This window comes from Chryseobacterium sp. HMWF035 (assembly GCF_003094695.1).
In the GTDB taxonomy this organism is placed as follows: Bacteria; Bacteroidota; Bacteroidia; order Flavobacteriales; family Weeksellaceae; genus Chryseobacterium; species Chryseobacterium gambrini.
On record NZ_QEHP01000028.1, the window covers coordinates 19,934 to 31,977 of the forward strand.

The following is a 12,044-nucleotide window of genomic DNA, read 5'->3' on the forward strand; positions in this document are numbered from 1 at the left end:
TTATATGAATTATCTTTGCGTAAAAGAAATTCCGAACATCCATGCTGAACGTAGACAACTTCCAAAATCAGCTTAAAAACATTGTTGATTCCCCCGAAAACCGAAGCTATCTTCTTGCGGTGAGCGGAGGTGCAGATTCTATGGTTTTAGCACACTGTTTTAATGACTTAGGCATTCTTTTTCAGATTGCCCACATCAATTATAAACTTCGTGGAGAAGATTCGGATCTGGATCAGAAAACGGTGGCGGATTTTTGTGAGAGAAACCATATTAAATTTCATTTATACAAAGTTTCAGAAAAAGACCAGAAGCCGGAACATTCTATCCAGCTTTGGGCAAGAGAACTGCGGTATGAATTTTTCAGAAATATTCAAAGAGAAGAAAATCTGGAATTTTTAGTCACCGCGCATCATCTGAACGATCAACTGGAAACTTTCATCATCAATCTTTCAAAAGCAGCCGGAATTAACGGATTGAGCGGAATTCCGGCAAACGACAATCACATTTTAAGACCTCTTTTAAATTTTACAAAAGAAGAAATCTACGAATTCGCAGAAGAAAATAACATTGAGTACCGTGAAGATCTGTCTAATAAGAAAAATGATTATTTAAGAAATAAAATTAGAAACGAAATTGTTCCGAAACTTCTGGAAACCAACGATCATTTTCTGGAAAATTTCAAAAAAAGCTCTTCTTATTTAAACCAGACCAAAGATTTTGTTCAGCAGCAGATTCAGGAGATCGAAAACAGGATTTCGGTTTTCAACAGAGAATATACAGTTTTATCCAAAAGTAAGCTGAATGAAGAAAGTGATTTTGTGAAATTTGAGATCCTTAAAAAGTATGGTTTTAATCAGGAAGAAGAAATTCCGAAAATTTTTAAAGCTGAAAACGGAAGTTCTTTTTTCTCAAAAGATTATCTGCTGATCGTCAATTATGATGAACTGATTTTAAGCAAAAAGACGGAAGATGGAAAATGGAAGTTTGAAAAACACAGTGATGATGAAATTCTTCTGATGGAAAATTTTGACTTTTCTGAAAACCAGATTACCGTTAATCTCGAAAATATCATTGAAATTGAGCAAATCAATAACCGTTTGAACTGGGCATTTGATGCAGAAAAACTTTGTTTCCCACTGCGTTTAAGAAGGCAGAAAGACGGTGACGAATTTTTTCCGGCAGGATTTTCGGGGAAAAAGAAAGTTTCTAAGTTTTTTAGGGACGAAAAAATATCTATTTTAGCAAGGCAGGAAATCTGGCTCCTTACCGACTGTGAAGATTCGGTTTTGGGAATTATTCCTTTCAGGCAGGACCGAAGATGTATGGCAACGAAAAACACAGAGAAAGTTCTGAAGATTACATGAACAAAAGGACAACAAACACTTTAGCAATAGAAGATTTCCAGAAGGACAACAATGTTGCCTTTGGTATTCTGTACCGGAAATATTTCGGCTACACCAGAAAATTTGTTCTTTCCAACAAAGGAAATTCTGAAGATGCAGAAGATGTTTTTCAGGACGCTTTAATTATTCTGTACGAAAAATTATATGATGACGATTTCAAAGCCTACACTTGTCTTGCGAACTACGTTACCGGAATTTCCAAAAACCTTTGGCTGAAAAAATTGCGCAACAGAAACTTTTTTGTGGAAATGCACGAAAGCTATTATTTTGAAAACAAAGAAGAGATCAACCAGGCAATAGAAAACGAAAGGAATTATTATGATAAACTTAATGATTACATCAATAAAATTTCTTCGCACTGCCAAAACCTCATCCACGATATTTTTATGAAGAATAAAAATATGGAAGAAATACAGCAAAAATACAAGTATTCCACCAAGCACAATGCGCAAAATCAAAAGCATAAATGTGTGGAACAAATCCGGAAAATAAAAAAAGACGATAATTTTTAAAACTGATTATCAATACTTTAAATAAAATAATTAAAAAATCACCTTTTCGCCGGGTGATTTTTTCTGTTTTTGGGAACTACATAGTAAATACTTTATCTTATGTTAACCAAAATAATTTATACGTTCTTTTTCTTAGTTGCCATTTCGTTCAATGCACAAAGCAAAACTGGAATTCAATTTCAGACTAAAAATTTAGAAGAAGCCAAAAAATTAGCACAACAGGAAAACAAACTCATCTTCATCGATCTGTACACGACTTGGTGCGGTCCCTGTAAACTGATGAAAAAGAATACGTTCCCGAATCCTGAACTGGGAGAATTTTTCAATAAAAATTTCATCAGCCTTTATATTGATGCCGAAAAAGAAGGAACAGAACTTGCCAAAAAATTCAAAATCGTTAATTATCCTTCCTTTCTTTTCTTAGACCAGAACGGCGAATTGGTGCAGTACGAATATGGATATTACAACGCTGCACAATTTTTAAATATCGGAAAGTCGGTTACAGAGAAAAGAAATTCAGACAAAAAAACGCCGACAATCAGCGAAGTGAAGGGCAAAATGGTGGGTGAAACGATTCCCAACTTTACAGCAAAAGATCAGTTTGAAAAAACATTTTCTCTGTCTCAGGAAAAAAAGAAAACCGTGGTGGTTTTCATTCGTGGACAATGGTGTCCGTATTGTAATAAATATGTTGAAAGCCTACAAAATCTTGCGCCCGAATTACAGTCGAAAAACACAAGACTGGTCATCATTTCTCCTGAAAAACCTGAGTTTATCGCAAAAACCATCAGCAAAACAAAAACCGCGTATTCTGTTTTGTATGATGAAAACTACAGAATAGCAGAACTTTTTGATGTTCTGTACATACCCGAGAAAAAAACGCTCGATTTCTACGAAAACCGATTGGAAGACGATTTCAAGAAAAGCCGTTCCGATGAATCCGGAAGACTGCCCATTTCTGCGACCTATATTTTAGATGAAAATCAAAAAATCATCTGGAGACATTTCAATCCCGATTACAAAGAAAGAGCTTCACTTGAGGATATTTTAAAACAACTTTAATTTTTTTATGGCAGCAATTTCCGCCTTCCGCTCCCAATCTTTTTGCCAAAGCATTTCCAGCAGCAAAAAGGATTTCCGCTCAAGTCGGGCTGCAAATCGTCAACAAAAACAAAACAATAAAAATAAAAACATTTGATATGAAAAATACAATCACGCTCATTCTCGTATTTCTGCTTCCTTTTTTGGCATTTTCCCAAAAAGCAGAACATAGAAATTTAGAAAACAAACTGGCAATTCAGGGCTATGATCCCGTTTCTTACATCGAACAGAAAAAAGCGGTAAAAGGGAAAAAAGAGTTTGCAGTCAATGTAAACGGAGCCATTTATAATACTTCTTCGGAAAAAAATAAAGAACTCCTGAAAAAAGATCCCGCAAAATACGAACCTGTTTACGGCGGTTGGTGTGCTTTTGCAATGGGAGATGATGGGGAGAAAGTAGAAATCAATCCCACCACTTTTAAAATCATTGACGGGAAAACCCATTTGTTCTACAATAAATTTTTCAACAATACCCTGACTTCATGGAACAAGAACGAGGCAAAACTGAAAAAAAGTGCAGACCAAAACTGGAAAAAACTGACCAATTAATCCTCACAAAAAAAATAAATATCTACATATGAAAACCTTTAAAATTTTCCTGGGAACTGCATTTTTACTGCTTTTGCAAAGCAATCATCTAGTTGCACAGGGATGCAGTGACGCCGGATTCTGTACGGTTAACAGTTTTCAGCCGAATAGCAATGACAGCATTAAAACTTACCATAATCAGATTAAAACCGGAATTTTCTTTGGCAAAGCAGATAACTCAATTTCTGTTTTTGGAAATTACTTAGAATATAACAGACAAATCAATGACAGATTTAGCTTTGATGCGAAATTGACAACATTAGCACAAAACGGAAACGATGTTTCTACTTTTGGACTTTCTGATTTGTTTTTGAACGCCAATTATAAAGCCAACGAAAAACTAAAATTTACATTAGGCGCAAAGATTCCTTTGTCAGATGCGGGAAACTCTAAAAACAATCTTCCGTTGCCAATGGATTATCAGTCCAGTTTAGGAACGCTGGATTTAATTGTGGGAGTGGGTTACGAAATTAAAAAACTTCAGTTGGTTGCCGCTCTTCAACAGCCTTTAACACAGAATGACAATCAGTTTTTAGCATCTCAATATCCCGCTAGTTCGGAGTTGAGAGGATTTTTATCCACCAATAAATTCCAGAGAAGCGGCGATGTTTTGCTGAGGGTTTCTTATCCTTTAATGATTCATCCAAAAATAAGACTTACGCCAAGTATTTTGCCGATTTATCACCTGAAAAACGATCGATTTACCAACCAAAACAATGTAGAATTAGAAATTAATAATTCAAAAGGACTTACGCTGAACGGAAATGTCTATCTGGATTACGAAATCAACCGGAGAAATGGACTTCAGCTTAATGTAGGTGTTCCTTTTGTCGTGAGAACATCCAGACCCGATGGACTGACGAGAAGCTTCATTGCCAATGTTGAATACAGAGTGAAATTTTAAATTCTTTAATCAGAAAATTTACAACAAATAAAAACATCAGAAATTATGAAAACAATGATCACCTTTATTTTCGCGTCCTTTCTCTTGGTTTCCTGCGTCAGAGAAAGCACTGCAACAGAAGATTTAATGGAAATGGCTCCTGAAAATTCGGTCTTAAAATATTCCGGAGATTTTATGCAGGGACCTTACGGAAATAACGTTAACGGAAAAGCGGAAATCTATGAAAAAAACGGAGTCTTCACATTGGTTTTAAATGAAAACTTCACCATCAGCAACGGTCCGGATCTTTACGTATATGTAAGCAAAGAACAGCAGCCTTCGCAATTTGTTTCTTTAGGTAAGCTGAAATCTGTGAACGGCGGACAAACCTATACTTTTACGGGTTCAGTAAACTTCGATGAGTACAAATACGCAGTCGTTCATTGTCAACAATACAATCATCTGTTTTCTTACGCTTTACTGGAGAAAAAATAACATTACAAATATGAAAAACTATATCAATTGGGCATTACGATTAATTCCCGCCCTAATTTTACTGCAGACTTTATTCTTCAAATTTACGGCTCATCCGGATTCTGTCGCCATTTTTTCTCAACTTCACGCAGAACCTTTCGGAAGGATTTTTTCCGGAGTATTGGAACTTATCACGGCAGTTTTAATTCTGAACCCTAAAACCACTTTTTGGGGAGCAGTTCTGGGACTTGTAACGATGATTGGAGCGATAGCGTCACATATTTTCATTATTGGAATTGATACCAATAACGATGGCGGAAAATTGTTTTACCTTGCGCTTACCGTTTTTGTTTTCTGTGTGATTCTTTTAATTAAATTTAAAAAAGGAAAGTATGAATAAAGACCAATCGGTTTATGCGATCTTACACGAGATCCTTACCGAACAACAGAATTTACTGAGAAAAGTTTCGGCAAAAATGTACACTCAGAGTATTCCTTCTCTGGACGGTTCTACCATTGGCGGTCACACAAGACATATTATTGAGTTTCTGGAAATTTTACGGAACTCTTACCATACGAATCAGATTAATTATGACGAGAGACAGAGAAATCCGGAACTGGAACAGAATCCCGAAAAAGCGATAGAAATTATTTCCGAAATACTTTTCAGCATTAATTTGCCCAACAAAAATTTGACAATGTATCAAACGGTGGGAACTATTTCTTTGGAAATTCCGACCAATTTCTTTCGGGAACTTTTGTACAATATCGAACATTGCATTCATCATCAGGCGTTGATAAAAGTAGCTTTTAACGAAATTAAAATGAGTCATCTTCTCAACAAAAATTTCGGCATTGCCCCTTCAACAATTCAATACAGAGAAACCCAAAACCTAAACTAAATGTGTACTGTAACGTATTTTCCGCTTAAAAATAGAATTGTTCTGACTTCCAACCGGGACGAGAAACCCAATCGCTCTGCACAGGAAATTCATCGTGAAAAAGGTATTTTTTATCCGAAAGATGCTACCAAAAACGGAACGTGGTTTACGGTTTCAGAAAATGGAAATGCCCTCATTTTATTAAACGGTGCTTTTGAAAATCATCTGGTAAAAAAGGAATACCGAAAAAGCCGTGGACTGATTGTTTTGGATCTGATAGCGGAAGAAGATATTTTAAAATCTTTAGAATTAATTGATTTGGAAAACATTGAACCTTTCACACTGGTGATTTTTCAGGAAAAACAATTGGCAGAATTTCGCTGGGACGGAACTGAAAAACATTTTAAAAGATTAGACGCTCACCTTCCGTACATCTGGTCTTCCGCAACTTTGTACGATGCAAAAGTACAGGAAAAAAGAAGGGAAATTTTCAAAGAATTTCTGCAAACCAAGCCGATTTCCGAAAAAGATATTTTAGATTTCCACCATCAGAAAACCGATGATCTGGAAAACGGAATTAACATCAAAAGACAAAATACGATACAAACCATCAGTACGACACAGCTCGTTATTTCCGATGAAACGACACTGAAACATTACGACCGACTGAACCCAGATTCTAAACCCGAAAAAATTTCCCTCAAAAATGAAACTCAAACATCGCCTTCATAAAATTGCACATTGGGAATACTGGTCTACTTTTTCCATTTACCTGCCGCTTTTACCGGTTTGGCTGTACTGTGCATATAAAGCAAGAACGCTTTTGTTCTTCCACGGTGCGAATCCTTCTATAAAATACGGAGGAATGGCAATGGAAAGCAAAAAAGAAATCTACGATTTGATTCCGAAAAACTGGATTCCGAAAACCGTTTTTGCTTCCTCAAAAACTTCATTTCAGGAAATCTTGACTGAATTAAAATCGAAAACCATCAACTTCCCCGTTATTGTAAAACCCAATATCGGATTGAAAGGTTTGGGCGTTGTTCAGGTTGAAAATTTAAACGAACTGGAAGATTATCAAAAAAATAATGCCTGTGATTTTTTAATTCAGGAAAAAATAAATTATCAGCATGAAGTCGGGATTTTTTACCACCGTTTTCCGGACGAGAAAAAAGGAAAAATCACAGGAATGGTGAAAAAAGAATTTCTTTCCGTACAAGGAAACGGCAGAAAAACGTTGAGAGAACTGGTGATGGAAAATCCCAGAAGTGCGTTCCAGATCAAAGCCATAGAACAGAAAATGGGAAGCGAAATGCAGAAAACAGTTCCTGAAAACGAAGAAATTATTCTGATCCCGTTCGGAAGCCATACGAGAGGCGCGAAATTTATTGATATTTCAAGTGAAGTTACCGAAAAATTAGAACAAAAAATAGATGAAATCTGTACCAAAGTGAATGGTTTTTATTTCGGAAGACTGGATGTGATGTTTGAAAATTTGGAACTTCTAAAAGAGGGAAAGAATTTAAAAATCATCGAAATAAACGGTGCTAAAAGCGAACCAACGCATATGTACGATCCGAAACACTCCCTGTTTTTTGCATGGAAAGAAATTGCAAAACACTGGAACATCATGGCAGAAATCAGCAGAAAAAACCACGAAACCGGATTTCCTTATCTGGATATCAAAGAGGGATTTTCTGCGCTGAAAAACAATCTTGCCATAGAAAAAAGGCTGAGGAAGATTTCTTCGGTTGATTAATCTGCAAAAAACAGTTACTTTTGTAGTAAAGTATTTACATAAAATTACAATATGAAATTCTCTTCGATTTATAAAATTCCGTTGCTGCTTTTCTTTTTTATTACCCTTGCAGTTTCGGGACAAATCAAAAATCCTGTAAAATTTAAATTTACCATCAACGAACTAGGCGACAATCAATATGAAGCCGTCCTGAATGCCACCATGGAAAGCGGTTGGCATATTTACTCCAAAGACATTCCGGAAGATACGGGAATTCCTACCGATTATAAAGTTTCAGGGAAAAACATAGAACTGATCGGGAAATTTACCGAAGTGGGTAAAAAGCATGAAGAATTTTCTGAGGCTTTCGGCGGAAAAATTATTTTCTACTCCAACACGGCAGGTTTCAAGCAGAAATTTAAGCTGAAAGACGGAACAAAACCGGGAGATGTTGTTGCTGAAATTACGTATCAGACTTGTGACGACAGAGTCTGTCTTGCTCCCAATACGCTGGAATTCAACAAACAGGTTACGCCAAAAGGTGCGGCTGAAGAAGTAAAAACCGATGAAAAAACAACGGCAAAAGATTCTTTACAGCCTGTTGTGGATACGTTGGGTAATGTTGTTCAACCTGCTGTTCCTACTGCAGAAACCCAAAAACTTGATCCTAAAAATTTAAAAATAGAATCCATTAATTTCCAGAAACCATTAACGGATTGCGGAACAGGATCATCAAAAATCAGCGAAAACTACTGGACGTATCTTTTATTAGGATTTATCGGAGGTTTAATTGCCTTGTTAACGCCGTGCGTTTTCCCGATGATTCCTTTAACGGTTTCGTTCTTTACCAAAGGAAATAAAAATCCGGCAAAAGGAAAGAGAGATGCTTTGATCTACGGATTTTTCATTCTTTTAATCTTTGTTTTATTAAGCGTTCCTTTCCATTTAATTGATGGAATTTCAGGAAATGTGTTCAACAAAATTTCAACCAATGTATGGCTGAATATTGTGTTCTTCATCATCTTTATTTTCTTTGCGGGAAGTTTCTTCGGCTATTATGATATTACTTTGCCAAGTTCTATTGCCAATAAATCTTCAAAAGCGGAAGAAGCGGGAGGAATTATCGGAATTTTCTTCATGGCTTTAACGCTGGTTATCGTTTCTTTCTCGTGTACTGGTCCTATTTTGGGAAGTTTATTGGGAAGCGCGATTACAGGTTCTGCAAATGTTCCGATGCTGCTTACTTTTGCTTTGGCAGGATTCGGATTGGCTTGGGCAATCGTTTTCGGTTTGCTGGCTTTATTTCCGCAGGCGCTGCAAAGTCTTCCGAAATCAGGAGGCTGGATGAACACGGTGAAAGTTGTTTTAGGTTTCGTAGAACTGGCTCTTGCTTTGAAATTCTTATCCAAAGCAGATCTGGTTTCTAAAACATTCTTCATTAAAAGAGAGCTTTTCATCGGAATCTGGATCGTTGTAGCGATTGGTTTAGCCATTTATTTATTCGGATTGATCAAATTTCCGCATGACGACAAGAAACCGAAAATTTCTGTTACCAGAAAAATTTTAGGGGTTTTAGGAATTGGTTTTGTGGTGTATCTGGTTCAGGGATTAATTCCTTCTGACAGACCAAAACTGCAATTATTAAGCGGAATTTTACCTCCGTTAAATGTAAGTTATTTCCATGATGAAAAAGACGGGATTCTGGGAATGCATCCTGAACACGATTTCTTTACCGCTATTGAATTAGCGAAAAAAGAAGGCAAACCGATCTTAATTGATTTCACGGGTTACGGATGTGAAAACTGTAGAAAAATGGAAGAATTTGTGTGGAGCGAACCGGATATTTTACCGATCCTTCAAAACGATGTGGTTCTGGCTTCTCTTTATGTGGATGATAAAGAAGAACTTCCTGAAGATCAGAAAACAAAAATCGATCTTGGTGACGGACAGGTGAAAAAAGTAAAAACCATCGGTGACCGATGGAGTCTTTTCCAGCAGGTTAATTTTAATAATAATTCTCAGCCGCATTACGTTTTATTAACGCCGGACGGAAAAGTAATCAACACGCCGGTTTCGGGATATATGGAGAAAGAAAAATTCAAAAAATTCCTCGAATGTGGTGTAAATTATTATAAACAAAATAAATAATATATTCAATTCTCATAATCAGCCTTATCAGTTTTTCTGGTAAGGTTTTTTTAATACTTTTTTTTAAAATAATCTAATTTGGTGAATTTCATTTAAACGCAACGATCACAAGATTTAATATAATTATGCTTTTTTATTTTGGGTTCGCAAGGGCACTTCGTTCAGCAAACGATAGCATAAAGCCATCGCTGAGTGAAACACCCTTGCGAACGGAAAAGTATTTTCACGTTATTCAAAAACTTTCCGAACATTGCGTTTAAATGAAACTCATCCTGATTAAAAAATCAGATAATCACAAATAAAATATTCATAACAAAAAAACGATTGATATAGATAATTATTAAACGCAACGATCACAAGATTTAACATAACTATGTTTTTATTTTTGGTTCGCAAGGGCACTTCGTTCAGCAAATGATAGCATAAAGCCATCGATGAGTGAAACGTCTTAGCGAACTGAAAAGTATTTTCAAGTTATTCAAAAACTTTCCGAGCATTGCGTTTAAATGAAAGTTGCCTGATTAAAAAATCAGGGAGATTTAATATAACTATGCTTTTTATTTTTGGTTCGCAAGGGCACTTCGTTCAGCAAATGATAGCATAAAGCCATCGATGAGTGAAACGCCCTTGCGAACGGAAAAGTATTTTCACGTCATTCAAAAACTTTCCGAACCTTGCGTTTAAATGAAACTCATCCTGATTAAAAAATCAGGTAATCATAAATAAATCAAATATTTATCATAAAACCATACAAGATTTCAAAAAAATAAGATTGATATAGATAATTATTAAACGCAACGATCACAAGATTTAATACAACTATATTTTTATTTTGGGTTCGCAAGGACACTTCATTCAGCAAATGACAGCATAAAGTCATCGCTGAGTAAAACGTCCTTGCGAACGGAAAAGTATTTTCACGTTATTCAAAAACTTTACGAGCATTGCGTTTAAATGAAAATTATCCTGATTAAAAAATCAGGTAGTCATAAATCAAATATTTATTATAAAAACTCCTTATCAGCGTTCTCTATTGATAGGGCTTTTTTAATGTATTGATTTTAAACACATTTAAACTTTAAACAACAATTAAAATGTTAAATTAACATCATTTTAAAATTTTAGGTATAAACTTTGTATTGATTCAGAAACAAAAATAAAGATACAACACCCTTTATTGAAAATTGTTTAACATTTTAAAAACTATTAATTATGGCTGAAGTTATTGCACAAGAGAAGCAGGGAGGAAGCAAACAAAGAAAAAAACTGATCCGCGTAGACATGACTCCAATGGTAGATTTAGGATTTTTACTCATCACCTTTTTTATGTTTACCACGAATTTCACTAAACCCAATGTGATGGATTTAGGATTGCCTGCGAAGGATCCACATCCACCAACAATTAGTGATGTTGTAATTGACCAGAAAAATCAAATCACCTTTATTTTAGGAAAAGATAATCGAGTTTTCTATCATCAAAGTTATAAGGAAGAATTAAATAAAAACAATCTAAAAGAAACAAATTTTAGCGGAATTAATATCACTAAAATTATTTCTGAAGCCTACAATAACGCTCCAAACAAGGGAAACTTCACCATTATCGTTGAACCTACAGACGACGCAAATTATAAAAACTTTGTAGATGTTCTTGATAACATTGCTATTTCGAAGAAAGAAAGATACGGAGTTACAGACATTAAACCTTGGGAAAAGAAAGTTTACGAAGAATTAATCAAATAAAATAAGAAGGGCATTTTTAAAATGCTCTTTTTTTTATTTACTTTTGAGTATAATTTATTCTTTAATGAAAAACTTTTTAACCGCAGTTATTTTAACCGCTTTTATTGTTTCATGCTCCAAAAAAGAAGCAACTCCTGCTTCCGATAAGACTGACAGTACAAAAATCATCGATTCTATTAACGCGGCGAGAACAAAAATCAACGACAGCATAAAATCTAAAAATCATTTTAAAGATTTCAGCGGATCTCACAAATTCACTCACAGTTCAATAAAAGGTTCCGGAACCATCACATTTAAAAAAATTGATGGCGAAAAAGACCATTATAATGTTTCAGGAGATATCAAGTCAGGAAAAGACTATGTAACTATTCATGGTTTTATGGCTGTAGTTTCCGAAAAGCATATGAATTTTACAGGAGGTTTATCCGAAAGCATCAGTGAAAATGAAAATGGTAAATTATATATAAGGCAAGGCTCTACAAAAACTTTCCTATCTAAAGACGCCGGAAAAACATACCGACTTCAGGATATGGTAAATGGTTCGGGATTTGTTGAATATATTGATATCCACTTTTAA

The 12,044-nt window shown here is 35.2% G+C and carries 13 protein-coding genes; all 13 read left to right on the forward strand.

The features are described 5' to 3' along the window. Positions 1 to 41: 41 nt before the first annotated feature. The 13 genes from tilS (at position 42) to DD829_RS05245 (ending at position 12,044) form a co-directional block, all read left to right on the forward strand. Positions 42 to 1,364 carry a tRNA lysidine(34) synthetase TilS gene (gene tilS, locus DD829_RS05185; RefSeq protein WP_108409492.1) on the forward strand — a complete coding sequence of 441 codons (1,323 nt, stop codon included), beginning with the start codon at positions 42 to 44 and terminating at the stop codon, positions 1,362 to 1,364. Then, on the forward strand, positions 1,361 to 1,915 hold the full coding sequence (locus DD829_RS05190; protein ID WP_108409493.1) for an RNA polymerase sigma factor: 555 nt from the start codon (positions 1,361 to 1,363) through the stop codon (positions 1,913 to 1,915). Before tilS ends, DD829_RS05190 begins: the two co-directional genes overlap by 4 nt. A 99-nt stretch (positions 1,916 to 2,014) precedes the next feature. Then, positions 2,015 to 2,977, forward strand: a complete 963-nt coding sequence (locus tag DD829_RS05195; RefSeq protein WP_108409494.1) for a redoxin domain-containing protein — start codon at positions 2,015 to 2,017, stop codon at positions 2,975 to 2,977. 137 nt (positions 2,978 to 3,114) lie between these two features. After that, the gene (locus DD829_RS05200; protein WP_108409495.1) at positions 3,115 to 3,564 is read left to right on the forward strand and encodes a YHS domain-containing (seleno)protein; all 450 of its coding nucleotides are present in this window, start codon (positions 3,115 to 3,117) and stop codon (positions 3,562 to 3,564) included. 28 nt (positions 3,565 to 3,592) lie between these two features. Next, positions 3,593 to 4,507, forward strand: a complete 915-nt coding sequence (locus DD829_RS05205) for a hypothetical protein (RefSeq protein WP_108409496.1) — start codon at positions 3,593 to 3,595, stop codon at positions 4,505 to 4,507. Positions 4,508 to 4,552: 45 nt separating this feature from the next. After that, positions 4,553 to 4,981: a DM13 domain-containing protein gene (locus DD829_RS05210; RefSeq protein ID WP_076390597.1), complete on the forward strand. Its 429-nt coding sequence runs from the start codon at positions 4,553 to 4,555 to the stop codon at positions 4,979 to 4,981. A gap of 10 nt (positions 4,982 to 4,991) precedes the next feature. Further along, entirely contained in the window at positions 4,992 to 5,360 is a 369-nt protein-coding gene (locus DD829_RS05215) for a DoxX family protein (protein ID WP_108409497.1), read from the forward strand. Beyond that, entirely contained in the window at positions 5,353 to 5,862 is a 510-nt protein-coding gene (locus tag DD829_RS05220) for a hypothetical protein (protein WP_108409498.1), read from the forward strand. The genes DD829_RS05215 and DD829_RS05220 overlap by 8 nt, the downstream gene beginning before the upstream one ends. Further along, the gene (locus DD829_RS05225; RefSeq protein WP_108409499.1) at positions 5,863 to 6,573 is read left to right on the forward strand and encodes an NRDE family protein; all 711 of its coding nucleotides are present in this window, start codon (positions 5,863 to 5,865) and stop codon (positions 6,571 to 6,573) included. It begins immediately after the preceding gene. Further along, positions 6,548 to 7,600 carry a D-alanine--D-alanine ligase gene (locus DD829_RS05230; protein ID WP_108409500.1) on the forward strand — a complete coding sequence of 351 codons (1,053 nt, stop codon included), beginning with the start codon at positions 6,548 to 6,550 and terminating at the stop codon, positions 7,598 to 7,600. The genes DD829_RS05225 and DD829_RS05230 overlap by 26 nt, the downstream gene beginning before the upstream one ends. Positions 7,601 to 7,651: 51 nt before the next feature. Next, the gene (locus DD829_RS05235; protein ID WP_108409501.1) at positions 7,652 to 9,727 is read left to right on the forward strand and encodes a protein-disulfide reductase DsbD family protein; all 2,076 of its coding nucleotides are present in this window, start codon (positions 7,652 to 7,654) and stop codon (positions 9,725 to 9,727) included. 1,212 nt (positions 9,728 to 10,939) lie between these two features. Beyond that, on the forward strand, positions 10,940 to 11,467 hold the full coding sequence (locus DD829_RS05240) for a biopolymer transporter ExbD (RefSeq protein ID WP_108410829.1): 528 nt from the start codon (positions 10,940 to 10,942) through the stop codon (positions 11,465 to 11,467). Positions 11,468 to 11,531: 64 nt separating this feature from the next. Further along, positions 11,532 to 12,044: a hypothetical protein gene (locus tag DD829_RS05245; RefSeq protein WP_108410828.1), complete on the forward strand. Its 513-nt coding sequence runs from the start codon at positions 11,532 to 11,534 to the stop codon at positions 12,042 to 12,044.